General features: G+C 58.3%; 18 protein-coding genes and 1 pseudogene. 11 read left to right on the plus strand and 8 right to left on the minus strand.

Going from position 1 to position 23,485, the window contains the following annotated elements:
• Nucleotides 1–8 precede the first annotated feature (8 nt).
• Nucleotides 9–350 carry a potassium channel family protein gene (locus tag ACA048_RS15250; RefSeq protein ID WP_497625169.1) on the minus strand — a complete coding sequence of 114 codons (342 nt, stop codon included), beginning with the start codon at nt 348–350 and terminating at the stop codon, nt 9–11.
• A gap of 75 nt (nt 351–425) precedes the next feature.
• Here ACA048_RS15250 and ACA048_RS15255 point away from each other — a divergent pair.
• Nucleotides 426–1,021: pseudogene (locus tag ACA048_RS15255) on the plus strand (transporter substrate-binding domain-containing protein).
• A gap of 116 nt (nt 1,022–1,137) precedes the next feature.
• Here the strand turns inward: ACA048_RS15255 and ACA048_RS15260 are convergent.
• Nucleotides 1,138–1,335, minus strand: coding sequence for a YbdD/YjiX family protein (locus ACA048_RS15260; RefSeq protein WP_007949127.1), 198 nt, complete (start codon nt 1,333–1,335; stop codon nt 1,138–1,140).
• Between the two features lie 15 nt (nt 1,336–1,350).
• Nucleotides 1,351–3,426, minus strand: coding sequence for a carbon starvation CstA family protein (locus tag ACA048_RS15265; RefSeq protein WP_497625170.1), 2,076 nt, complete (start codon nt 3,424–3,426; stop codon nt 1,351–1,353).
• 374 nt (nt 3,427–3,800) lie between these two features.
• On the opposite strand from ACA048_RS15265, the gene ACA048_RS15270 reads away from it, so the two are divergent.
• The 5 genes from ACA048_RS15270 to ACA048_RS15290 all read left to right on the plus strand — a co-directional run bounded on the left by ACA048_RS15270 (nt 3,801) and on the right by ACA048_RS15290 (nt 9,605).
• Nucleotides 3,801–5,168: a cache domain-containing protein gene (locus tag ACA048_RS15270; RefSeq protein ID WP_497625171.1), complete on the plus strand. Its 1,368-nt coding sequence runs from the start codon at nt 3,801–3,803 to the stop codon at nt 5,166–5,168.
• 34 nt (nt 5,169–5,202) lie between these two features.
• A complete protein-coding gene (locus ACA048_RS15275) occupies nt 5,203–5,835 on the plus strand; it encodes a response regulator (protein WP_497625172.1) in 633 nt (210 codons plus the stop codon).
• 75 nt (nt 5,836–5,910) lie between these two features.
• Nucleotides 5,911–7,467, plus strand: coding sequence for an efflux transporter outer membrane subunit (locus ACA048_RS15280; RefSeq protein ID WP_497625173.1), 1,557 nt, complete (start codon nt 5,911–5,913; stop codon nt 7,465–7,467).
• Entirely contained in the window at nt 7,460–8,587 is a 1,128-nt protein-coding gene (locus ACA048_RS15285; protein ID WP_497625174.1) for an HlyD family secretion protein, read from the plus strand. Before ACA048_RS15280 ends, ACA048_RS15285 begins: the two co-directional genes overlap by 8 nt.
• Nucleotides 8,577–9,605, plus strand: a complete 1,029-nt coding sequence (locus tag ACA048_RS15290) for a DUF2955 domain-containing protein (RefSeq protein ID WP_497625175.1) — start codon at nt 8,577–8,579, stop codon at nt 9,603–9,605. Before ACA048_RS15285 ends, ACA048_RS15290 begins: the two co-directional genes overlap by 11 nt.
• Here ACA048_RS15290 and ACA048_RS15295 read toward each other — a convergent pair.
• Nucleotides 9,590–10,045 (minus strand): hypothetical protein, encoded by a 456-nt coding sequence (locus ACA048_RS15295; protein WP_497625176.1) that lies wholly within the window; start codon nt 10,043–10,045, stop codon nt 9,590–9,592. The two genes, ACA048_RS15290 and ACA048_RS15295, sit on opposite strands and share 16 nt — an antisense overlap.
• 202 nt (nt 10,046–10,247) lie before the next feature.
• Here ACA048_RS15295 and ACA048_RS15300 point away from each other — a divergent pair, with 202 nt between their 5' ends.
• The gene (locus tag ACA048_RS15300; RefSeq protein ID WP_497625177.1) at nt 10,248–12,632 is read left to right on the plus strand and encodes a DUF3772 domain-containing protein; all 2,385 of its coding nucleotides are present in this window, start codon (nt 10,248–10,250) and stop codon (nt 12,630–12,632) included.
• Between the two features lie 142 nt (nt 12,633–12,774).
• Here the strand turns inward: ACA048_RS15300 and ACA048_RS15305 are convergent, their stop codons facing one another.
• The 3 genes from ACA048_RS15305 to ACA048_RS15315 form a co-directional block, all read right to left on the minus strand.
• A complete protein-coding gene (locus ACA048_RS15305; RefSeq protein WP_497625178.1) occupies nt 12,775–13,725 on the minus strand; it encodes an alpha-xenorhabdolysin family binary toxin subunit B in 951 nt (316 codons plus the stop codon).
• 28 nt (nt 13,726–13,753) lie between these two features.
• Nucleotides 13,754–14,953: an alpha-xenorhabdolysin family binary toxin subunit A gene (locus tag ACA048_RS15310; protein ID WP_497625179.1), complete on the minus strand. Its 1,200-nt coding sequence runs from the start codon at nt 14,951–14,953 to the stop codon at nt 13,754–13,756.
• A 255-nt stretch (nt 14,954–15,208) separates the two neighbouring features.
• Entirely contained in the window at nt 15,209–16,117 is a 909-nt protein-coding gene (locus ACA048_RS15315; RefSeq protein ID WP_497625180.1) for a helix-turn-helix domain-containing protein, read from the minus strand.
• 161 nt (nt 16,118–16,278) lie between these two features.
• Between ACA048_RS15315 and ACA048_RS15320 the strand changes: the two genes are divergently transcribed.
• The 3 genes from ACA048_RS15320 to ACA048_RS15330 all read left to right on the plus strand — a co-directional run bounded on the left by ACA048_RS15320 (nt 16,279) and on the right by ACA048_RS15330 (nt 20,175).
• Complete coding sequence (locus tag ACA048_RS15320; RefSeq protein WP_497625181.1) at nt 16,279–17,637, plus strand: glutamine synthetase family protein; 1,359 nt, start codon at nt 16,279–16,281, stop codon at nt 17,635–17,637.
• 151 nt (nt 17,638–17,788) lie between these two features.
• Complete coding sequence (locus ACA048_RS15325) at nt 17,789–18,877, plus strand: polyamine ABC transporter substrate-binding protein (RefSeq protein ID WP_497625182.1); 1,089 nt, start codon at nt 17,789–17,791, stop codon at nt 18,875–18,877.
• A complete protein-coding gene (locus ACA048_RS15330; RefSeq protein WP_497625183.1) occupies nt 18,874–20,175 on the plus strand; it encodes an NAD(P)/FAD-dependent oxidoreductase in 1,302 nt (433 codons plus the stop codon). Before ACA048_RS15325 ends, ACA048_RS15330 begins: the two co-directional genes overlap by 4 nt.
• A gap of 191 nt (nt 20,176–20,366) precedes the next feature.
• Here ACA048_RS15330 and ACA048_RS15335 read toward each other — a convergent pair whose 3' ends face one another.
• Nucleotides 20,367–22,883, minus strand: a complete 2,517-nt coding sequence (locus tag ACA048_RS15335; RefSeq protein ID WP_497625184.1) for an arylsulfatase — start codon at nt 22,881–22,883, stop codon at nt 20,367–20,369.
• 335 nt (nt 22,884–23,218) lie between these two features.
• Here ACA048_RS15335 and ACA048_RS15340 point away from each other — a divergent pair, with 335 nt between their 5' ends.
• Complete coding sequence (locus ACA048_RS15340) at nt 23,219–23,461, plus strand: PAS domain-containing protein (RefSeq protein ID WP_497625185.1); 243 nt, start codon at nt 23,219–23,221, stop codon at nt 23,459–23,461.
• Nucleotides 23,462–23,485: the final 24 nt, after the last annotated feature.

Below are 23,485 nucleotides of genomic sequence, written 5' to 3' on the forward strand. Positions count from 1 at the left end.
GCGACAGCCTATTGCTCGGACTGGGCCGCTTTCGCGGTTTCTTCGATGGCCCGGATACTGATTGCCGCAAAGATCGCCGTCATCAGAACGCCGTTGAAACCGAGCATGATCGAAAGGATACGCGAGAGGGCTGTTTTCGGTACCAGGTCACCGTAACCGATGGTCAAGCCGGTCACGAACCCGAAGTAGATACCGTCAAACGGCCCCCACCCTTCCAGGTAGCTGATGATGAGACCGAACAGCACAATCGTAAACAACAGGATGGAAAAAATCGGCCAGACAACAAGGAAGTAAAACCACACTGTTTTGTAAAATTCCCTACGGACGTGCTTTGCAGAGGAATGTTTCATTTCATGGGCTTCCTGAGCGTTACGTTGGCAACAGTTGATTGCGTGGATCCCGACATCTGACAGCTTGGCACAAGTGTGGATAAAGGAGATTTCGATGGCCGACTCAAGCCTACCGCACGACTGTTTGCCTGCCTGCTACTTTTTGTGCCGCTACTGGCCGGTGCCAGCACCCTTGAACGCGTGCGTTCGAGCAATTCGTTGACCCTCGGCTACCTGCCGGATTTCGCCCCTTTCAGCTACAAAGAGGGGGATAAGGTTCAGGGGTTTACCATCGTCTTTGCGAGAAAATTGCCGACAAGGTCAAGGCCGAGCTTGGGTTCCCCGAGTTGCAAGTGCGTTTCCTGCCCGTCACCGCCGCTGATGAGATCAGTGCCATCAGTTCGGGCCAGGTCGAGATCCTCTGCACGCCGACACCGCGGACACTTGAGATGCTCAGGAACCTTCTCGACAGCCATTACCCCACCGGTAATCTGGTCCTGCTGGAGCGAATTTTCGAGTACGCCCCGACGGCCATGGCGGTGCCGCGTGACGATGAAGATTTCTGCCTGCTAGTCGATACCACGCTGAGTGAAATGTACCGATCCGGCGCGATTGTACAGGCGTACGACCAGTACCTGGAAGGCGCCAGCGAAACGACCAGAAAGCTGTTCAAGGTCTATGCACTGCCCTAGCGCCGACAAACTCATACGGTGAAGGCTAGCGAATAAATCTGGCGAAAAGGCCTGCAAAAAAAAAACAGGAGCGCGGTAAACCGGGCTCCTGTTTTTTTGTGCCTGGGCCTAGTGCGTCAGCAGCACTTGGGCCCGGCCTTGCTGCCGTATCGAGCTTCCTGGCGTTCCCGGAAGAACACCTCGTAACTCATCACCGGCTTGTCCGGGTGCTTATTCTGCATGTGCTCGACGTAGGTGTCGTAATCGGGCATTCCCACCATCAGGCGTGCGGCCTGACCGAGGTATTTACCGAGGCGACTCAGGTCATTGAACATGAACCCATCCCCCCATCAAGCCTGCGGAACCGCCGGAATCGCCGGAATCGCCTGGAATGGTGCTTCTTTATCCGTGCGTTCCTTGGTACCCCAAGCGGCGATACCGACCTTAAGGGCAAAGAACAGAATGCTGAAGACCACGAACAAGAACAGCGCCGTCAGCGTAGCGTTGGTGTAGGCGTTGTAGATCACATGCTGCATCTGATCAATGCTCTTCGCTGGCGCCAGCACCTGACCGTTGGCCAGCGCGTCGCTGTACTTCTTGGCCAGGGCCAGGAAGCCAATGGCCGGGTTGGCGTCGAACAGTTTGATGAAGCCCGCGGTCACGGTGCAGATCAACAACCAGACTGCCGGCAGCATGGTGACCCACACATAACGCTGGCGCTTCATCTTGATCAGCACAACGCTCGCCAACATCAGCGCGATACCGGCCAGCATCTGGTTGGAGATGCCGAACAGCGGCCACAAGGTGTTGATCCCGCCCAATGGGTCAATTACGCCCTGGTACAGCAAGTAACCCCACATCGCCACGCAACCGGCGGTGGCGATCAGGTTGGCGGTCCAGGAATCGGTGCGCTTCAGCGCCGGCACGAAGGATCCGAGCAAATCCTGGAGCATGAAACGACCGGCACGGGTGCCAGCGTCGACAGCGGTCAGGATGAACAGCGCTTCAAACAGGATTGCGAAGTGGTACCAAAACGCCATGGTGTTTTCACCCGGCAGGAGCTGGTGCAGGATCTGCGCTATACCCACTGCCAGGGTCGGCGCGCCGCCGGCACGGGCCAGGATAGTGGTTTCACCGATGTCCTTGGCCACCGCTTGCAGGGCTTCCGGGGTAATGGCAAAGCCCCAGCTGCTGACGGTTTGAGCAACCGAAACAGCATCAGAGCCGACAAGCGCCGCCGGACTGTTCATCGCAAAGTACACGCCCGGCTCGATCACCGAGGCGGCAACCATCGCCATGATGGCCACGAATGATTCCATCAACATGCCACCGTATCCGATGTAACGGGCATGACCTTCACTGGCCAGCAGCTTTGGCGTGGTGCCGGAAGCGATCAGCGCATGGAAACCCGAGACCGCACCACAGGCGATGGTGATGAACAGGAACGGGAACAGACCGCCCTTCCACACCGGCCCGGTGCCGTCGATGAATTGGGTCAGTGCCGGCATTTTCAGGTCAGGCATGGTCACCAGAATGCCGATGGCCAAGGCGACGATGGTGCCGATTTTCAGGAAGGTCGACAGGTAGTCACGCGGGGCCAGGATCAGCCATATCGGCAATACCGCTGCGACAAAACCGTAGCCAATCAACATCCAGGTGATCTGAATCCCGGTGAAAGTGAAGGCCTTGGCCCAGACTGGATCAGCAGCAATCTGCCCACCGAGCCAGATGGAACCCAGCAGCAACAGCACGCCGACCACGGAGATTTCACCAATGCGGCCGGGGCGGATGTAGCGCATGTAAACGCCCATGAACATCGCAATCGGGATGGTCGCCATCACCGTGAAAATGCCCCATGGGCTCTCGGCCAAGGCCTTGACCACGATCAGCGCCAGCACCGCGAGGATGATGATCATGATCAGGAAACAGCCAAACAGCGCGATGGTGCCAGGGATGCGGCCCATTTCTTCGCGGACCATATCACCCAGGGAACGACCGTTACGGCGAGTCGACATGAACAGGACCATGAAGTCCTGAACGGCACCCGCCAGCACAACGCCAGCGATCAGCCACAGCGTACCGGGCAGGTAGCCCATTTGCGCTGCCAACACCGGCCCGACCAGAGGCCCTGCGCCGGCAATGGCCGCGAAGTGGTGACCGAACAGTACGTGTTTATTGGTCGGCACGTAGTCCAAGCCATCGTTATTGATGACCGCGGGCGTGGCACGATTGGGGTCCAGTTGCATCACCTTGGTGGCGATGAACAGGCTGTAATAGCGGTAAGCAACGAGGTAGATGGCGACGGCTGCGACTACGATCCAGAGGGCGTTGATCGCTTCGCCGCGGCGCAGGGCCACGACACTCAGCGCAAACGCTCCCAGAACAGCCACGGCAAACCAGGCGAGGTGTTTAGCCAGACGGGGCATAGCGTGTCTCCTGCCGACAGCCAGTGGACTGCGGCGGTAATTTTTATAATTGTGTCCGCGGTGCGGAGCTGGCCCAATATCCCCGCATGCCGTCTACAAATAAATCCGCGTTACTACGTACGTGGCATCTACGTAGTTCTACGTAGGCGGAGTTGATCCCCCTGTGGGCGCGAGCCTGCTCGCGATTGCTATCTGTCATCCAGTATCGATGTCGCCTGATACATCGCCTTCGCGGGCAAGTCGAATCGTCGCACCGCCGCTCCTACAGGGGGTTGCATTTCAGGTGACTGACATTCCGTCCAGCAGCGCTACTGGGCGAGCGTAACTTTGGCCTATGATGCCGGGCCTTCGCCTTCCATTGGTCAGGAGCCAAGATGCAGCTCAAACACAAAATCGTCGCGCTCGGGATTCTGCCGCTGGTGTTGGCCATCGCGGTGATCTGCGCGCTGGTGATTTCGCTCAACCGACAACTGGGCGATCAACAGGCGCAGCTGATCGAAGACAGTATCCTGGCCAGCAAGCGTGCTGAACTTAAGAACTACGTCGAAATGGCGCAAAGCCTGATCGCGCCGCTGTACGACGACGGCCACGGTGACGCGCACGCCCAGCAGCAGGTCCTGGAAGAATTGCGCAAGCTCAGCTTCGGCATCAATGGCTACTTCTTCGTCTATGACCGCGAAGGCCGCAGCCTGATGCACGCGCGCCAGACCGAACTGGTGGGCAAGTACCTGTGGGACATGAAAGACCCACACGGCTTGCCGGTGATTCAGGCACTGCTCAAAAGTGCGCAATCGGGCGAAGGCTTTCAACGCTATGCCTGGAACAAACCCTCCTCCGGCCAGGTAACCGACAAGCTCGCCTACGTGGTAATGCTGGACCATTGGGGCTGGATGCTCGGCACCGGCATATACCTTGAGGACGTTGAACGCGCCACCCGACAGGCGCGTGACGAAGTGGCTCAGGGCATCCGCAAAACCATGCTGGCGATTGCCGTCGTGGCGCTGGTGGCGGTGCTGTTTGTGTTCGCCAGCGGCATGACGCTGAACGTCAGCGAGCATCGCCTGGCGGATAAAAAGTTGCAGCGCCTGACCCAGCGTATCGTCAGCTTGCAAGAAGAAGAGCGGTCACGGGTGTCCCGTGAGTTGCACGACGGCATTAGCCAGTTGCTGGTGTCGATCAAGTTTCGCTTCGAACTGGCCAGTCATCTGCTGGAAAATGAACAAGGACATGACAAGGGGTTGAGCACGTTGAAGGACGCCACCGAACGCCTGGGCGAAGCCATTGGCGAGGTCCGCAGCCTCTCGCACGACCTGCGCTCCTCGTTGCTCGACACCTTGGGCCTGCCAGCGGCCATCGGCCAGCTCGCCGCCGAATTCGAGCAACGCAGCGGTCTCAAAGTGACGTATGACGACAATGAATTCGACTGTCACCTGGTCGATGGCGCAGCGGTCGCACTGTTCCGGATTGTGCAAGAAGGCCTGACCAATATCGAACGCCACGCTCAAGCCAAAAACGTTTCCATTACCCTGCACGGCGCTGAAGAATCGGTACGACTGAGCGTGGTAGATGACGGTATCGGTTTCAACGTCGCCCAAGTCGAACGTCGCCATGCGGGCATTGGCCTGCGTAACATCCGTGAACGTGTCGAGCATTTTGGCGGACGTTTCGAGCTGATATCGATGCCTGGAAGAAGTGAACTGGACGTGCAACTGCCAATGAAAGCGCCCGCAGCGAAACGCTGACTTACCCCCTTTACAACAAGAGTGAACACCCGCGATGAACCTGCCCTACCCGATCCGCGTCGTCCTGGTCGACGATCACTCCCTGGTCCGTGACGGGATCAAAGCGCTGCTGGCGGTCATGGCGCCCCTGGAAGTGGTGGGCGAAGCCGAAAGCGGTGCGCAGGCGATCGAGATGGTCGGGCGCTGCCAGCCGGATTTGTTGCTGGTCGACATCAGCTTGCGAGACATGAACGGCCTGGAACTGACGCGCGTGTTACGCAGCCAGTACCCGTCGCTGAAGGTGCTGATGTTGAGTATGTACGACAACTACGAATACGTGAGCGAGTCTGTTCGTGCGGGCGCCAGCGGCTACGTGCTGAAAAATTCTCCGTCGCGGGAAATCATTGCGGCCATCGAAGCCATTGCCAGCGGTGGTACGTTTTACAGCGCCGAAATCGCTCAGCGACTCATCGCCGATAAAAGCACGGACAACGAACTGACGCCGCGCGAGAGCCAAGTGTTGTACAAAATGGCGCAGGGCCTGAACAACAAGGAAATGGCCCGAGAACTGGACATCAGCGTGCGGACGGTCGAGACCCATCGCCTGAGCATCCGCCGCAAACTCAATATCGACAAACCGGCGGCGCTGGTCAAATACGCGATCGATCACGGGATTATTTCGCGGTAGGAAAAAAAGCCGACCGATCGACAATTCTCTCGGCCGTCTATGCTCCATTAATCTTTCTTGGCTGGACACAGCGCAATGCCTCCAGGTCTATCCCTTAAGTTGCAGCCAGGCTGGCTCACTCTGCTGGGGATGCTGGCCCTGAGCGGATGTATTCAGCTGGGGCCGGACTTCCAGCCGCCGGCTGAGGAATGGATCAAAACATGGGACACCCCTGCCCTCGAGCAATCCAGCCAACGCGGGCCTGACCCGGATCTGCGACAGTGGTGGCAAATCTTCCGCGACCCGGTGCTCAATCAACTGATTGCACAAGCGGATGCCTACAACTCCAGCCTTAAAATTGCCGGATTGCGCGTTATGGAGTCCCGCGCCCAACTGGGCATTACGCAAGCCGGGCTGTACCCACAACTGCAGCAAGTCAGCGCTGACAGTTTGTACATTGACCGTCACCAATATGGCGGCAACAATCCGCAGGACACTCATTTGTGGCAACACAGTGCCGGGTTTGACATCGCCTGGGAGCTCGACTTCTGGGGGCGTTTCAGTCGCGCCATCGAGTCGGCCGATGCGGCTTATTTTGCCGCCCAGGCCAACTATGAAGACGTCCTGGTATTGCTGCGGGCCCAGGTGGCGGACACCTATTATTTGTTGCGCACCACAGACTCCCGTTTGCGCGTCGCACGTGAAAACGCCGCACAGCAAAAGCGCAATTACGAGATCACCGAAAAACTGTTCAACAGCGGGCAGAATGCCGAGCTCGATCTGCAACAGGCCAAAACCCAATACTTGGGCACGTTGGCCAGTATTCCCAACCTCCTGGACCAGTTGCAACGCACGCGTAACGCCTTGGCCGTGCTGATCGGGCAACCGCCGGGCAGCCTGCCACAAGTGATCGATAACAATAGACTGGTCCCGCTGGTCGATCGCGCCGTGCTGCAAGATGTGCCGTCCAGTTTGCTGCTGCGTCGGCCTGACGTACGCGCCGCCGAACTCAACGTCGCCGCCCAAGGTGCGCTGGTCGGCGTGGCCGAAACCGATTTCTATCCGTCGCTGACGCTGCTCGGCAGCATTGTCTGGTCGGCGGACTCTCTCAATGGCACATCCAGCAGCCTGGACCTGATCGGTGGCCCCAGTCTGCGCTGGAATGTATTCGATCATGGGCAGATCGCCAACAACGTGCGCGTCCAGGACGCGCGGTTGCAGGAGTTGATCGAAGCCTACCGCGACAAGGTTCGCCAGGCCGCTCGCGAGGCCGACGATGCGGCCAACGGCCTGATCCAGTCACTGGAGAGCGAACGCATCCTGCGCGAGGCCGGAGGGGCTGCCGAACGTTCGCTGGTGCTGGCCAGCGTGCAATTCCGGGAAGGTTACGCCGACTTCCAACGGGTGCTGGACGCTCAACGCGCGCTACTCGAACAACAGGACAATTACCTGATCGCACGCGGTAATGCGGTCAGCAATGTCATCGCCCTCTACAAGGCCTTGGGCGGTGGTTGGTACTCTGCCCAGCCGTTTGTGGACTCCGCCACCCGTCAGGTGATGGAAAATCGCACAGACTGGGGCCACATGCTTGACAACCCCGACGCCGCACTGCCCGCTTACCCGCTGCCAGCCAAGGAAAATAGTCATGAGTGAAGCCTCGCAGCCCTCCCCCGACGCCACCGAACCGGTAGCGGCCGATCCGGTGAAAAAAGGCATCAAGTGGGTGTTGATACTGATCATCCTGAGCCTGGTCTGGTACTTGTTGGCCGACCGGTTCACGCCGTATACGCAACAAGCGCGTGTGGGCGCCTTCGTCATTCCGGTGGCATCGGAAGTCGCGGGTCGGGTGATCCGGGTGAACGTACACAATAATCAGACCGTCAAGGCCGGCGAAGTGCTCTTCGAGGTGGATCCGGCACCCTATCAGATTGCCGTCGACCGCGCCCGCGCCGACCTTGAGACAACACGCCGGCAAGTGGGGGCCGGCACAGCGGGGATTGCCTCGGCGCAAGCGGCATTGCGCGTCGCCCAGGCCAATGAAACCAAGGCGCGTCAGGAGAATCAGCGCCTCGAAGGGTTGTACCGTGAAGACCCCGGGACCATCTCCGTGCGCGTGCTCGAAATGTCGCGCACCACCCGCGACGCGGTGGTCAGTCAAACCGCCGCCGCTCGCGCCGAAGTACAACGTGCCAAAGAAACGGAAGGCGGCGCCGAAGACGTCAACGCGCAGTTGCGCAGCGCCGCCACGGCCCTGTCAAAAGCCGAACTGGACCTGGCCAACACGCAAACACGCGCTCGCTCGGCAGGGCTGATTACCGACCTGCGCACCGATGTCGGACAATTCGCCTCGGCTGGCGGCCCGGTCATGACCCTGATCACCATTCAGGACATATGGATCACTGCCGACATGACCGAGAACAACCTCGGTCATGTCAGGCCCGACACACCGGTGTCCATTGTGCTCGACTCGATGCCGGGCGAAGTCTACGAGGGCCGCGTGCGCAGTGTCGGTTATGGCATCAGCGTCGGGCAGCCGACCCCGCCCGGCACCTTGCCCGGCATACAAAACAGTCGGGACTGGTTGCGGCCCGCCCAACGGTTCCCGGTGATCATCGAGTTTTCCCAGGAGTCTCAGAGCGCGTTGCTTGGCAGTGGTGGCATTCGTGCCGGTGGGCAGGCTGAAGTCATGGCCTTCCCCTCGGAAGGCAATTTGCTCAACCCGCTTGGCCGGGCATATTTAGGCCTGATGAGCTGGCTGTCTTATGCCTACTAAACGTTCCCCACGGGAGCAGCGTGCCTTACGACTGGCCAGTGGCACGGCACTGTGCCTGGCCATCAGTTTCGGCCTGGCTTTGCCGATACCGTTTCTCGCGCCTGTGCTGTGCCTGATACTCCTGGCCTCGGTCAATCGCCCGCTGCCCTTCAAGGCGGCGATCGTTCTCGCGCTGGTCGCGATGCTGACCACCGGTATCGGCCTGGTCTTGATCCCGATCCTGCGTTACTACCCGTTGACCGGCGTGCTGCTGGTCACGGTCAGCCTGTTCATGGTCTTCCGGTGGGGGCTCAGTGGCGGCAATAACCTGATCGTGACCTTGATGGTGATTGGCTTGACCATGATCTCCTCGGCAGGCGTCGCCGAGTTCGACTTGGCGGCGATGGTCATTGGAGCGTTGGTCAAAGGTTTGTTAATGGCAGTGATGGTGATTGCAATCAGTCATTGGCTTTTCCCCGAGCCTGCCGACGCGCCGGCGCCGCCCGCTGCCCCACCGCCGGTGGGCGAAGAAGCCAGTCGGATTGCGTTGCGCGCAACCTTGATTGTCTTGCCGACGTTCCTGCTGGCAATGATCGACCCGGCGAGCTATCTGCCGATTATCCTGAAGGCGGTCGGCCTGGGTCAGCAATGCAACACGACCAGCGCCCGCAATGCCGGTCGCGAGCTGGTCGGCGCCACCTTGCTTGGTGGCTTGTTGGCCATTCTGTTCTGGTGCGCACTGAGCCTGTTTGTGCACCTGTGGATGTTCTTTCTGTGGACGCTGCTGTTCGGCCTGATTCTGGCGCGCAAGCTGTATGCCCTGAGCCCTGGTCGGTTTGGCCCGGGGTTGTGGCTAAACACCTTTATCACGTTGATCATTCTGCTGGGCCAGTCAGTGCAGGACAGCGCTTTGGGCAAAGACGTCTACACCGCCTTCGCCGTGCGCATGGGGCTGTTCATCGCGGTCACGTTGTATGCCTGCGTGATGGTCCGACTGCTGGACCGGCAACCCCAGGCACAGGCTCAGGGCGTAACCTGATACCCCTTCCCTTGCAGGCAACTGGTATAGGCCGTCGAGGTGGCGGCAGCGCTGGTTTTCTCACTCGCCCGGCGCTCCTGGCGCTGACGCGAGCCACCCACCACGACACCCGCCGCCGCCGCCCCTTTAGCTTGATTCTGCCGATACTCCTGCTTCACTTCGTTGTTGGCGCCCTCGTAAAACTCATCATGTTGACGCCCGCGTGCTTCGGCTGCGACGGCCCCTGCCGCAGCGCCGACCGCCGCCCCACGCATCCTTCCCCCGGAAGGAGAAGTGTCAGTCGAAGCCGTCTGGCTGGCTGCCACGCTATGGCATTCGTTGATATCCAACTGGGTTTGTTGCGAACTCTGGCCTTTGGTCGGCACCACGGTTGCAGCCCAGCTTTGGGCAGATGACACCGTTAACGCAACGCACAGGCTGATGGAAGACAACTTATGCATGATGACCTCCTGCGCGACACCCCGTGAGCCGTTGCCCACCGATCCCGCGGTTGATTAAGCATTTAGAAGTGTAGATCAACGATCATCTGCCTCAGGGCCATTAATGTTGGCTGCGCCCCGTCAACATGAAACTTTTCGATCGATTTGTCCTGATGACCTAATCTCATAGGCTGAGTGACCAAAAACGGAGCCGGGCACGCCTATGCGTCATACATTGATGTCAGTGATTTTCGTCGCGCTCGCGCTGCTGATGCAAAGTGGCGCAGCGCTGTCCGCTGTTGAACCGACGCCGACTTCAATCATTGCCACAGAAGCTCCGCCGGTTGTGGTGTCACAGAGTGAACTGCAAGCTCTGCAAATGCGGCTGGACCTGATTAAACAACAGGTTTCAGTGTCCAATAACGTCACCCTGTTGGTCGGCCTGCAAGATTCCGTTCAGGTCTTTATCAATGACGTGGACATCCTGCAGTCAGAGCTGCTGCCCGAACAAAAACAATTACAAGCTCAACTTGATGTGTTGAGCGGCCCCGTCTCTCTCGGCGATGTCGAGGTAGAGAAATCGGGCATCACCACGCAGAGGACCGATATTTCCGAGCAAAAGAAAACGATCGACTCCACCTTGAAAAACCTGGCGGCCTTAAGATCCAGTGCCGTCGAACTGCTGACTCAAATTGCCGGCATTCGGCGCAGCCTGCTGGAAAGCGAAATCACGCTTCGCAGCGGCAGCATCCTGGCGCGAAATTTTTGGGAGCCGTTGATCAATCCGCTGATGGAAGATCGCTTGCGCCTCAACGATTTCATTGAACAGACCAATAAAGTCGTCGCGGCCGCCTGGCAACCCGGCGAACGTCTGTTAACGGGCCTGCTGATAGTGCTGGCCGTGGCCATCTGGATCTGGGGCCGTAGAGTGGCTGATCAGGGGCTGACCTGGATTTGCATACATCGCCTGCCTGAAGGGCGATTGCGTCGAAGCGCGCTGGCGCTGGCGTCGGTATTTGCAACCGTGTTGACCACTGCCTTTGCGTTGCAATTGGTGTTTTATGCGCTAACACGACAACAGCCGTTGTCGCCCATGATGCAGACCTTCGCCGAGGAATTCGAAAAACTCGTTTATACCTGTGTCCTGATCACCGGGTTGAGCCGGGCAATGCTGGCGAACCAGCACCCCTCCTGGCGGCTACCGGATATCGCCGATTCCGTCGCCGAGGCGATCAAGCCCTTCCCCAAAATACTGGCCGGTACCCTGCTGACATTAGTAACGGCGGCGCAAATCACCAATGTCTCGGGCATGAGCGGCCCCGCCTTGCTGTTGGGACGAGGCTTGATCGCACTGGTGGTCACGGCGTTGCTGATCCTGTTGTTCCGCCGTGCCAGTCACGCCCAAAGAGAGGTGGTGGTCGCTGGCGATGATACTGAAGCGAGTACCGCCCTGGCCGGCCTGATTTACTCCGGCACGATTATCGCGCTGATTACCTCCATCTTCGCCCTGTTGATCGGCTACGTCTCCCTGGCAAGGTTCGTCACTTACGAACTGGTCTGGGCATTTATCATCCTGTCCGGCTTCTACATCCTGATTCAATTGTTCAAAGACTGTTGCGAGTACCTGTTCTCACCCAAGAGCCCCAGCGGCAAGGCGATGAAACAACTGCTGGGGATTGGCGATGTGCGGCTTGAGCAAGCCGAGGTCATCTTGTCCGGGGCCGGTCGTGCGGCGTTATTGCTGTTGGCCGTCATTTCACTGTTTGTCGGTGGCGTTGGCACCACGCTCGGGCAACTGGTCACCCAGGCGCTGTCCATTCTCGGCGGCGACGGCTTGCGCAAACTGAACATCATCCCGGGCCACTTACTCAATGCGATCCTGGCCCTGGTTATTGGTGTCTACCTGATTAGGGCGCTTTGCCGCTGGCTCGATGACGAGTTCCTGCCGAAAACCAACATGGACCCTGGCATGTGTGCCTCGCTGAGCACACTGTTCGCCAACGTCGGCTACATCTTGGTGATTCTGCTGACGCTGTCATCGTTGGGCATCGAATGGACGAACCTGGCGTGGATCGTCAGTGCCCTGTCGGTCGGTATCGGTTTTGGTTTGCAGGAAATCGTCAAGAACTTCGTCTCCGGCCTGATCCTGCTGACCGAGCGTCCGGTCAAGGTGGGCGATCTGATCAGCATCAGCGGCGTCGAAGGTGATATTCGCCGCATCAACGTCAGGGCTACGGAAATACAACTCAGCGACCGCTCGATTGTGATCGTACCCAACTCGCAGTTGATCTCGCAAAACTTGCGTAACGTGACCTTGGGCGGCAGTGCGCAAGGGGTAGCGACACTTGAACTGGTGTTCCCGCTGGACATCGACCCGGAGCAGGTAAAAGACTTGCTGTACGACTGCTACCAGGAGAACGAAAACATCCTCGATAAACCGGCGGCGTTTGTGCGATTCAGCAAACTCAGCCCGGACGGCATCATCTTGACCATCACCGGTTACGTCAGCAGCCCGAGAATTGTCGGCGTCACCAAAAGCGACCTGCTGTTCGAGATATTGAAGCGACTGGGTGCGGCAGGCATTGCACTGGCCAAACCGGGAACCTAGTCCTGAAGGACGAAGCCCGGTAATTCACCGGGCTTCTTTGGGGCTGGTCTAGTGGATCAGCGTGCTGTTGTAGTCTCCCTCCAATCCCTCCAGATGATTTTTGTATCGACTCAGCAATCGCGACAGCCCGGCCTGGCTGTGTTCAAGATTCTTCAAGGTTTCGAGGTGCATTGAAAATGCTTCGCCACACCCCTGACACCTTGAGGATTTCTTCACCGGCTATTCGGCGCCGGCGACTGATTTCCACAACGGCAGTGATATCAGACAGCACATTTTCTGCGCTTTGAAGTTCATGGTTGAGCCCTTCTATGCGCCGGGCAATCGCTTCAATCTCCAGCTCAAGAGTGTTTCGCGAAGTCGCGAGCTGGCTGTACTTGATACCGTCGCAAACTACCCCCTGCACTTTTCGTACCAGCTCAATGCCCTGTTTGACGGCCTCTTTTTTCGGGTTTTCCATGTCCAGACTGTTTAAGGCTTCGCCGTCCGGAATGAAGTTCTTGTGCACGTCCGTCAAATTGAATTCGCGAATCACGTCCTGCGCTTTGACCAGCGCGTCACGCTCTTCCGTGCACGTCGCTTTGTTGAGGTTGTGATCATTGAGCTGAGCCAGAACCCTGGCCTTTCGTGCGCGTGCCAGTTCGAGAGGTCCATCCGCGCGTTCACCGATTTCGATTTTGTATAGGCTATGCACGGCGCTCTCCAGGAGCCTGGACCGAGCGACAAATTTCGCCTCGATTCTGTCCAGCATCGCCGCGATATTGCCTTTGACGATCAACAGTTCGTCGGCCACCAACGCGCGATCCTGCGACGTCAGATCACGGCGTTCCAAGGCGCCGTTCAATTCTTCAAGAACTTCAAACCATTGCTGGCCCGACACGTTGTTCAATGCAGTCAGCAACACCGGAAAGGATTCGCGCAGGGTGGTATCGAGGTTATTCAAATACGCAACCACCTGCTGCGCCCGTTCTTGCAGCACGTCCGGTCGGTCGCTGCGAAAGTTCGCCAGCCTGGACACGTCGCGAAGGGTTTGAATGATGTTGGTTACATCGATGACCGGGATAACCGGGGCGTCGATTGGCGTCACATTGCTCATGGCCATAGTCCTTTTGTCCGGTGGGCAATCAGTTGTAGGTTTTTTTGTATTCTTCAAGGGCTTCATTAAAATTCGCCACCAACTCACTGGCGCTATTTTTGACGTCACGCCACGGATCGATCACCTGGGCGAATTCAGCCACAAACGAAGTCAGGCGCAAAGCGTTGTTGATGCGACCAAACTGTTCGGCCGATGCGTTGATCTTGCTCAGAATGGTTTGCCACATCGTGTTCAGGATGTTCAGGGCCGCTTCAGCGCCGGCCATGCGAATACCGATATCACCAAAGTTCGACAGGGAGCTTTCTATGGCACTTTGCAAATTCTCTTTGCCGCTGACCGCCAACTCAAGCGCATCAATCTCGGTCTTCAATGCATTGCGTTCTTTGCGCGCGGTTTCCGCTTTGGGGCCAAATATCGAACCTGAAATCGGCCAGAAAATCGGCAGACCACCCGAGAACGACATGCCGATGTAATAGTCGTAATCCTTGTCAAGCTGGACAACCCGGGCCTTTTTTTCCCTAAGGGTTTCTTTGCTGCTGGCGATGGACTGGAGCAAACTGTTTCGCTCCATCAAGTCGTATTTGCTCTTCACTTCGGACTGCAACCCGAAGACGCGTTTGCCGCTCGCCAGTTCTCCGCCCGAGAGCTCGATCTTGAAGTTGGACAGGCGATCTTTCAGCTCTTTCGTAGCCCCTTGCTGGCGTTTGATATCGACCTTCATCAGCTCGATGATCTCCGTCACGGCTGATGCCACCTCACCGTCATCTGAGGTGTAGCGGATACCTTCCAGATCATTGTTGTTCATCTGACCCGGCGTTGTTCTTACGCGGTCCATGATCGGCATTTCCTTGATGACGGAAATGATTTCGCTGCCACTGCTGACAATGTTGTTGGCCGCGCAATTCAAATCAATACTTTGCTGGACGATCCTGTTTTCCACCGCATCCCAACTGGCGGCATGAATCCTGATTTTCTTGAACAACACCTGAATATCGCTGGGTTCCAGCCCGGCGATGTCTACCTGGCTGTACTTGAGATAGGACTCCACTGCCGGCAACTCGCTGGGCAGCGCGAGGCCTTTCTTTACGTACTGCTTTATTTTGATTACGTCTTCTTTGGTAAATACGCCAGCGCTGCGAGCGACGCCGGGAAACTCCCCTGATATAAGCTGAAGTACCGCTTTGGGAAGGTCATTACTACTTTCTGATTCAATCAACAGCACGGTCATCGGGTTTGCCTCAGTTCATTCAAGTCGATCGACTTGTATCGACGAGCAGAAAACTAGATGACGATTGCAGTGAGCTCAAATAACTAAATGCAACAGACAAACATTTGCAAGCTATTGATTAAGAAGAAAATATCGTAAAACCCTGCTCTCCCTGAAACATCGAGCTACAGTTGCAGGAAGTAGACTACAGACGAGAACTACAAAAACCTGACAACCCACTACATCAATAACAAGCTCGCCGATTTATAAGTTGAATCAGCGCTGGCTGGCGCGCTTGAGTGTTTCGCTTGGCAACTCGTTGAACAACGCCCGATAGCTGCTGGAAAACCGCCCCAAATGCCAAAACGACCCATTCATCGCGACTTGCGCAACGGTGGTCTCGTTGGGCGTGCAGCTGAGTAATTCACGGCGGGCATTGTTGAGTCTTCGCAGACGTAGCCAATGGGTCGGCGTCATCCCGGTGAAGGCCTTGAAAGCATGCTGCAACTGGCGCAGCGACACCCCGGCGACCTGGGAAAGCTCCAGCAAGTTGAGGGTTTCCTCCGGCGAATCGGCAGCCCACTCACCGATGCGTTTCATGATCGTGCGCGCTTCGGTACGACGCTGTAAGCCACCTCGATCGAGGCAAACAGATGCGTTGTCGAGGATGTACAAACAGTCCTCCAGCAACTGCTGGGTCAAGGCTTCCTTGCTCGGTGGGTCGAGCGTTTCTCCCAGGCGGGTCAGCGTGCCGCTCAACCAGCGGCTGAACAAAGCGTTCTGCCCCGAGTTCAGCGGCGACATGAACAACCCTTCGAGCTGCGCCACGTTCAAACCCTGTCGCTGAACGAACTCCGGCCCGAACACCACGGCGATTTCCTGGTAGTTCTCGGGAGTGATCCAGATGTTGCGGCTTTCGCCATTGAGCAGGTACAGCGCGTTATCGCTGCGATCAAAACAGAACGCCAGCGACCCCTGGGGTGCGCTGAAATTCTGCTCGACCCGGGTGTTCATTTGCTCTTCGTAGATCTCCACGCCGTGTAAGTCCAGATAACGCACACGCCCGGCGAAATGCCCCGGCGACATTTGCTGATAGTGCTGTACCCAACCTGGTGTCGCGCGGATTTGCTCGGCGACATCTTCGGTGTTGAACGCTTGAACCTGTATCGGACTGGACGCTGACATGGGTGACCTTACGCACTCGTTTGGTGCGTTTTGGTGCTGCTTAAAGTGGATAGATGGAACCGCAAGGCTCGCCCAAGATAGTCGTCAACGCGTCTCAGGGGAAGAGTGCGGTGGATGAAACCGCCCTCCCCGACGTTAATAAAACCAATAACGAGGTCTTTATGAATGTCCCTTTCGATCAGCTGTTCACGTGGCTGAAAGATCACAAGATTACCGAAGTCGAGTGCGTGGTCAGCGACTTGACCGGCATTGCACGCGGCAAGATTGCACCTACCAACAAGTTCCTGCATGAGCGAGGCATGCGCCTGCCGGAAAGTGTGCTTTTGCAAACGGTAACCGGGGACTTTGTCGACGACGACATCTACTACGACCTGCTCGACCCCGCTGACATCGACATGGTCTGCAAGCCAGATCCTGACGCGGTATACGTGATTCCATGGGCCATCGAGCCCACCGCTATCGTCATCCATGACACCTTCGACAAGTTCGGCAACCCGATTGAATTGTCACCGCGTAACGTGCTCAAGAAAGTGCTGCAGCTCTATACCGACAAAGGCTGGAGGCCGATTGTCGCGCCGGAAATGGAGTTCTACCTGACCCAGCGTTGCGAAGACCCGGACTTGCCACTGAAAGCGCCGATGGGTCGTTCGGGCCGTGCGGAAAGCGGTCGCCAGTCGTTTTCCATCGACGCCGCCAACGAATTCGATCCCCTGTTCGAAGACGTCTATGACTGGTGCGAACTCCAGGGTCTGGACCTCGATACCTTGATCCATGAAGACGGCCCGGCGCAGATGGAAATCAACTTCCGTCACGGCGACGCGCTGGACCTGGCTGACCAGATCACTGTGTTCAAGCGCACCCTGCGTGAGGCCGCGCTCAAGCACAACGTCGCGGCGACGTTCATGGCCAAACCGATTGGCGATGAGCCCGGCAGCGCCATGCACATCCACCAGAGCGTGGTCGACATCGCCACCGGCCAGCCGATCTTCGCCGACGCCGATGGCAGCATGAGCGAGCTGTTCCTGCACCATATCGGTGGCCTGCAAAAGTACATTCCCAAAGTGCTGCCGATGTTCGCGCCCAACGTCAACTCGTTCCGCCGCTTCCTGCCGGACACCTCGGCACCGGTCAACGTCGAATGGGGCGAAGAAAATCGTACCGTCGGCCTGCGCGTGCCGACTTCGTCGCCTGATGCCATGCGTGTGGAAAACCGTTTGCCAGGTGCTGACGCCAACCCGTACCTGGCGATTGCCGCCAGCTTGCTGTGCGGTTACCTGGGCATGGTCGAGCGCATCGAACCGAGCGCAGCGGTGCAAGGTCGCGCCTATGAACGTCGCAACCTGCGCTTGCCGATCACCATCGAAGACGCGCTGACGCAGATGGAAGAATGCGCCACCGTCGAGCGTTATCTGGGCAGCAAGTTTGTCCGCGGATATGTCGCGGTCAAGCGTGCCGAGCATGAGAACTTCAAGCGGGTGATCAGCTCCTGGGAGCGGGAATTCCTGATGATGAGCGTCTGAGACCTTATTTGCCTGCACAGGCCGCTTCGCGAGCAGGCTCGCTCCCACAGTTGAAATACATTCCCCTGTGGGAGCGAGCCTGCTCGCGATGGCGGCCTCCAGAACACCAAAGAAATTCCGGAAGAATCCAATAATTAGAAGAGGTGTCGATATGAGTCTATTGAAATCCGCGGTCCCGCTCGCGCTGGCGATCATGTGCAGCGCCGGTGCGCAGGCTCAGCCACAGGTCAGCGTCTATAACTGGACCGATTACATCGGCGAAACCACCCTCGCCGACTTCCAGGCCAAAAGCGGGATCAAGGTGATCTACGACGTCTTCGATTCCAACGAAACCCTGGAGGGCAAACTGCTCGCGGGCCGCACCGGCTACGACGTGGTGGTGCCGTCCAACCACTTCCTCGCGCGTCAGGTGAAAGCCGGCGCATTCCTGAAACTGGACCGCGAGCAACTGCCAAACTTCAAAAATCTCGACCCGAAACTGTTGGCGCTGCTGGAGAAGAACGACCCGCAAAACGCGCACTCGGTCCCGTACCTGTGGGGCACCAACGGCATCGGCTATAACGTCGACAAGGTCAAGCAAGTGCTGGGCGTCGATCACATCGATTCCTGGGCCGTGCTGTTCGAACCGGAAAACATCAAGAAGCTCAGCCAGTGCGGCGTGTCGATGATGGACTCGGCGGATGAAGTGTTCCCGGCAATGCTCAATTACATGGGCATGGACCCGCGCAGCGAAAACCCCGAAGACTTCAAAAAGGCCGAAGCCAAGCTGTTGGCCATCCGCCCCTACATCACCTACTTCCACTCCTCCAAATACGTTTCGGACCTGGCCAATGGCGACATTTGCGTGGCCTTCGGCTACTCGGGTGACGTGCTCCAGGCCGCCAACCGGGCCAAGGAAGCCAAGAACGGCGTGAACATCGCCTACGCCATTCCCAAGGAAGGCAGTAACCTGTGGTTCGACTTGCTGGCCGTTCCCGCCGACGCAAGCAACCCAAAAGAAGCCCACGCGTTCATCAACTACCTGCTGGACCCACAAGTGATTGCCAAGGTCAGTGCTTCGGTCGGTTACGCCAACCCGAACCCGCCCGCCAAGGAATTCATGGACCCGGAACTGGTGAACAATCCTGAGGTGTATCCATCGCAGGCCGTCCTCGACAAACTCTACATTTCGACCACCCCGCCCCAGGCGATCATGCGTTTGATGACCCGTTCCTGGAGCAAAGTGAAGTCCAACAAATGACTCAATACAGCAACGAACACACTCAGTCCTACTACGCCGCGTCGGCTAACGGCCTGACGCCGCGCCCCACGTTGAGCGCGGACCTGGTGGCCGATGTCTGCGTGATCGGCGGCGGCTTCACTGGCATCAACACGGCCATCGAATTGGCGCAACGCGGGCTCTCGGTAATCCTGCTGGAGGCCCGGCGGATTGGCTGGGGGGCCAGCGGACGCAACGGTGGGCAGTTGATTCGCGGCATCGGTCACGACGTCAGCGGGTTTGCCAAACATGTCGGTGCCGAAGGTGTGCGCTATCTGGAACGCGCCGGGATCGAATCGGTGCAAGTGGTGGGCAACCGAATCCGCGAACACGGCATCGACTGCGACCTGCGCTGGGGCTTCTGCGAACTGGCCAACACCCCGGCGCAGTTCGCCGGACTGAAGGCCGAGCACGCTGAACTGATCGAGTCGGGTTACGCCCATGAAACGCGCCTGTTCGAATCCGCACAGATCCGCGAGCACGTGGTGAACTCCGGTGTGTATGCCGGTGGCTTGGTGGACATGGGCTCGGGGCATTTGCATCCGCTGAACCTGGTCCTCGGCGAAGCGAACGTCGCGCAATCCCTGGGGGTGCAGATCTTCGAGCAGAGCCCGGTGCTGGAGTTGATCCATGGCAGCACCGTGCAGGTACGGTGTGCCGGCGGCACGGTACGCGCCGGCAGTCTGGTACTGGCCTGCAACGCGCATCTGGAGGAGCTCGAACCCAAACTCAGCGGAAAGGTGCTTCCGGCGGGCAGCTACATCATCGCCACCGAGCCTTTGTCGGAGGAGGCTGCCTCGCAACTGATCCCGCATAACGTCGCGTTGTGCGACCAGAAAGTCGGCCTGGATTACTACCGGCTCTCGGCGGATCGTCGCTTGCTGTTCGGCGGTGCCTGTCATTATTCCGGGCGCGATCCGGCTGACATCGCGGCGTACATGCGTCCGCAGATGCTCAAGGTGTTCCCGCAATTGGCCAATGTGCGGATCGACTACCAATGGGGCGGCATGATCGGCATCTCTGCCAATCGCTTCCCTCAGGTCGGTCGCTTGAGCCAGCACCCGAACGTGTTCTACGCCCAGGGCTACTCCGGCCATGGCCTGAACGTCACCCACTGGTGCGCCAAACTGTTGGGCGAAGCCATTCACGCCGGGCACAGCCAAGGCTTCGACGTGTTCAGCGCCGTGCCGCACATGACTTTCCCCGGCGGCCGGGCCCTGCGTTCGCCACTGCTTGCGCTGGGTATGCTTTGGTATCGGATGCGGGAAATGCTCGGTTAGCAGCCAGGCAGGCAGTCACTATCCCGGCCGTGACTATGGCAATGCTCAAGCGCAGCTTTCTGATCAGCATTGGCGCTCTCTTTGGATTCTGTTGGTGGTGACCATTGCCAACCCTGGCGTGTCGGCTGTACGAGCAGCAGCGCAGACCGTAGCAGCAGGCACGGTCTGCGCTCCTCATACCCGAAGCGGGCTCAATCCTGCTTGGCCTTCGCCTCCATTGCCGCCTGCAACTTCCGGATGTCCTCGGGTGACAAGTGCGGGCGATCGACCTTGATCGTCAGCTGGTTCAGTTTGGCGGTCAGTGGGAACGGCGGCTGGTAGTCCGCATCGTTCACGCCGGTCAACGTGTCGGAGCCGATGTCGAACGACTCGTCCCACTGCAGGATCATCGGCAGCGTGCGCTCCATGCGCTGAGTGGCGACCACCTTGTTGTCCACCTTGAGCGTGCCAGTACCCGGCTGGGCGAGGCCGCTGAAGTCGTTGAACTCGAGCGTGCCTACACCCACCCCGTCGTACTTGAAGTCAAACTCAACCGTGTGCCGGCCCGGCGGCAGCGCCTCAGTGCCTTCCCACTTCAGGCGTTGCAGATCAATCAGGTTCCACAAAAACACAGGCTTACCCTTAAGCAGGTATAAACCATACCCGGCGAACCGCCCGCCAGACGTAAGGATCATGCCCTCGGCGCCACTCTGCGGCACGTCAATGTCGGCGGTGATCGTGTAAGAAGTGTTTAGCAACAGCGGCGAGTCGCCCTGTGGCAATCCGGTCATCGGCTTCGTATAGACGAATTCGGTGCGCCCGGCGGTGATGTTCGGGCGCGGCGCAATGATGCGCGCTGCCACCGAGGCGTCCAGCGGTAAAACCTGGTACTTCTTGGCCTCGGCAATGAACGCCTGCTTCATCTCCTTGACCTTTTCCGGGTTCTTGGCCGCGAGGTCATCGGTCTGGTTGAAGTCGGTTTTAAGGTTGAAGAGCTCAAGCACCTGGTTGTTCAACGGATCCGGATTGGCCGGGCCGAAGGCCTCCCACGGCGCACGATTGACCTTCGTGCTCAGAAACCAGCCGTCCTGGTACAGCGCCCACTGGCCAAACATTTCGAAGTACTGCGTCGTGTGCTGCGACGGCGCCTGGGCATTCTTCGCATCGAAGGTGTAGGCAAAGCTGGTCCCTTCGATCGGTTTCTGCGCGATGCCATCCACCGTGTCGGGCGCACGGATGCCGGCCGCTTCAAGGATCGTCGGCACCACATCGATTACATGCACGAACTGCTCGCGCAGGCCGCCCTTATCCTTGATCCGCGCCGGCCAGGACACTGCCATGTTCTGATTGATGCCGCCGAGCTGCGAGGCATTTTGCTTGAACCAGGAAAACGGTGTATCGAAGGTCCAGGACCAACCGGCCGACATGTGGTTGTAGGTTTTATCGGTGCCCCATACGTCGTAGAACTTCATCTGTTCCGCGACCGGCACACTGACGCCGTTGAAAAAGGCGACTTCGTTGGGAGTGCCTAGAGGTCCGCCCTCGGCACTGGTGCCGTTGTCGCCGTTGATATAGATGATCAACGTATTGTCGAGCTTGCCCAGATCCTCGACCGCCTGCACGACGCGGCCGATCTCGCTGTCGCTATAGGCGGCGTAGGCGGCGAAGACCTCAACCTGACGGATATAGAGCTTCTGCTCCTCGGCCGTCAGTTGATCCCACTCCTTCAGCACCTCTTTCGGCCACGGTGGCAACTTGGCATCTTTCGGGACCACCCCCAGGCGCTTCTGGTTTTCGAAGATGCGCTCGCGCACCTTGTTCCAACCCTCGTCGAAGAGCTTCATCTGGCTGATTTTGTCCACCCACTCCTTGGTCGGGTGGTGCGGCGCGTGCGTAGCGCCGGGCGCGTATTTGATGAAAAACGGTTTGCTGGGGTCGATCTGATGGATGCGCGTCATCCAGTCGATCGCGTCATCGGCCATTGACGTGACCAGGTTCCAGGTGCCGGGCGGCTGGCCAAGGAACGGATAGATCTGGGTCGTATTGCGGAACAGGTTTGGCTCCCATTGATTGGAATCACCGCCGACGAAACCGTAGAAATACTCAAAGCCCATGCCGGTTGGCCATTGATTGAATGGCCCGGCCTGGCTGGCAGCGAAGACAGGCGTGTTGTGGTCCTTGCCAAACCAGGAAGTGGAGTAGCCGTTATCAAGCAGGATGCGCCCGATCGTCGCCTTGTCCCGGTCGATGATGCTGTTGTAGCCCGGGAAGCCGGTCGACTGCTCCGAGATCACACCGAAGCCCGCCGAGTGGTGATTGCGCCCGGTGATCAGCGCGGCTCGAGTCGGCGAGCACAGCGCTGTGGAGAAGACCCGGTTGTAGCGCAGCCCTTGCTGGGCGATGCGATCCATCGTCGGCGTAGGAATGACCCCACCGAAGGTGCTGGGCACGCCGAAGCCGGCGTCGTCGGTGATAATCAGCAATACGTTGGGCGCCCCTTTCGGCGGAACCACGCGCGGCGCCCACCAGGGTTTGGACTGCAGGGCGTCGTCTTGAATCACGCCGCCAAATTTCGGATCGGGGGGTGGCAGTTGCGCACCGCTGATACTGATGGTGGCGCTGGGTGAACCCAGCGTGCCGGTAACTTGCTCGGCAAACACGGGTGCCGATGCCAGGACGGCGCCGGCAATCGCAACGGGAAGGAAAGCGATCAGCTTGAAGGGGCGCATAGCTCTTGGCTCCATTCGGAACTGCTTGAGTTCGATTGGCACGCTCAGAACTGCGGGGCGTAGGTTGATGGCGCACTAGCTAGTAAAGCTTAGCCGGGAAATCCGCACCGCCAATGGGGATTGGATCCCTCCAGACGAATGGCGCCAACCATAGAAAGTGAATCGCATTAGCGCCGGGATTTGTCATGAAGTGAAAAGTGATGGTCGTCCAATGAATGGTCGGCCAACACGTTAAGCGCATAGAACACGTCACTGGCAGCACCGATGCCACGTTGCCATGGTGCCGATTTTCATGCCCCAAATCCTCATAATAATCCGAATATGGATCGCGTTTTATGCGTGTGAACTTGCCCGTCACCGAGCATGAAAGAGTATTTCCCGCCGAACAACGATTGATCTCCACCACCGATCTGGATAGCCGAATCACTTACTGCAATGACGCGTTCGTTGCCATCAGCGGTTCCACTTACGACGAATTGGTCGGCCAGCCTCATAACCTGGTCCGACACTCGATCAGCCAGGATCTTGAAGAAATAGCTGAATATCTGCACAGCTTGGCCGAGCGTTTTAACCGCTAGCCATTAGCTCCAGATGACGACCTA

The organism is Pseudomonas sp. LBUM1659 (genome assembly GCF_059716045.1).

Coding starts and splice junctions, on each gene's coding strand:
- ACA048_RS15250 (WP_497625169.1), bottom strand. CDS start 350: ATGAAACATTCCTCTGCAAAGCACGTCCGTAGGGAATTTTACAAAACA.
- ACA048_RS15260 (WP_007949127.1), bottom strand. CDS start 1,335: ATGTTCAATGACCTGAGTCGCCTCGGTAAATACCTCGGTCAGGCCGCA.
- ACA048_RS15265 (WP_497625170.1), bottom strand. CDS start 3,426: ATGCCCCGTCTGGCTAAACACCTCGCCTGGTTTGCCGTGGCTGTTCTG.
- ACA048_RS15270 (WP_497625171.1), top strand. CDS start 3,801: ATGCAGCTCAAACACAAAATCGTCGCGCTCGGGATTCTGCCGCTGGTG.
- ACA048_RS15275 (WP_497625172.1), top strand. CDS start 5,203: ATGAACCTGCCCTACCCGATCCGCGTCGTCCTGGTCGACGATCACTCC.
- ACA048_RS15280 (WP_497625173.1), top strand. CDS start 5,911: ATGCCTCCAGGTCTATCCCTTAAGTTGCAGCCAGGCTGGCTCACTCTG.
- ACA048_RS15285 (WP_497625174.1), top strand. CDS start 7,460: ATGAGTGAAGCCTCGCAGCCCTCCCCCGACGCCACCGAACCGGTAGCG.
- ACA048_RS15290 (WP_497625175.1), top strand. CDS start 8,577: ATGCCTACTAAACGTTCCCCACGGGAGCAGCGTGCCTTACGACTGGCC.
- ACA048_RS15295 (WP_497625176.1), bottom strand. CDS start 10,045: ATGCATAAGTTGTCTTCCATCAGCCTGTGCGTTGCGTTAACGGTGTCA.
- ACA048_RS15300 (WP_497625177.1), top strand. CDS start 10,248: ATGCGTCATACATTGATGTCAGTGATTTTCGTCGCGCTCGCGCTGCTG.
- ACA048_RS15305 (WP_497625178.1), bottom strand. CDS start 13,725: ATGAGCAATGTGACGCCAATCGACGCCCCGGTTATCCCGGTCATCGAT.
- ACA048_RS15310 (WP_497625179.1), bottom strand. CDS start 14,953: ATGACCGTGCTGTTGATTGAATCAGAAAGTAGTAATGACCTTCCCAAA.
- ACA048_RS15315 (WP_497625180.1), bottom strand. CDS start 16,117: ATGTCAGCGTCCAGTCCGATACAGGTTCAAGCGTTCAACACCGAAGAT.
- ACA048_RS15320 (WP_497625181.1), top strand. CDS start 16,279: ATGAATGTCCCTTTCGATCAGCTGTTCACGTGGCTGAAAGATCACAAG.
- ACA048_RS15325 (WP_497625182.1), top strand. CDS start 17,789: ATGAGTCTATTGAAATCCGCGGTCCCGCTCGCGCTGGCGATCATGTGC.
- ACA048_RS15330 (WP_497625183.1), top strand. CDS start 18,874: ATGACTCAATACAGCAACGAACACACTCAGTCCTACTACGCCGCGTCG.
- ACA048_RS15335 (WP_497625184.1), bottom strand. CDS start 22,883: ATGCGCCCCTTCAAGCTGATCGCTTTCCTTCCCGTTGCGATTGCCGGC.
- ACA048_RS15340 (WP_497625185.1), top strand. CDS start 23,219: ATGCGTGTGAACTTGCCCGTCACCGAGCATGAAAGAGTATTTCCCGCC.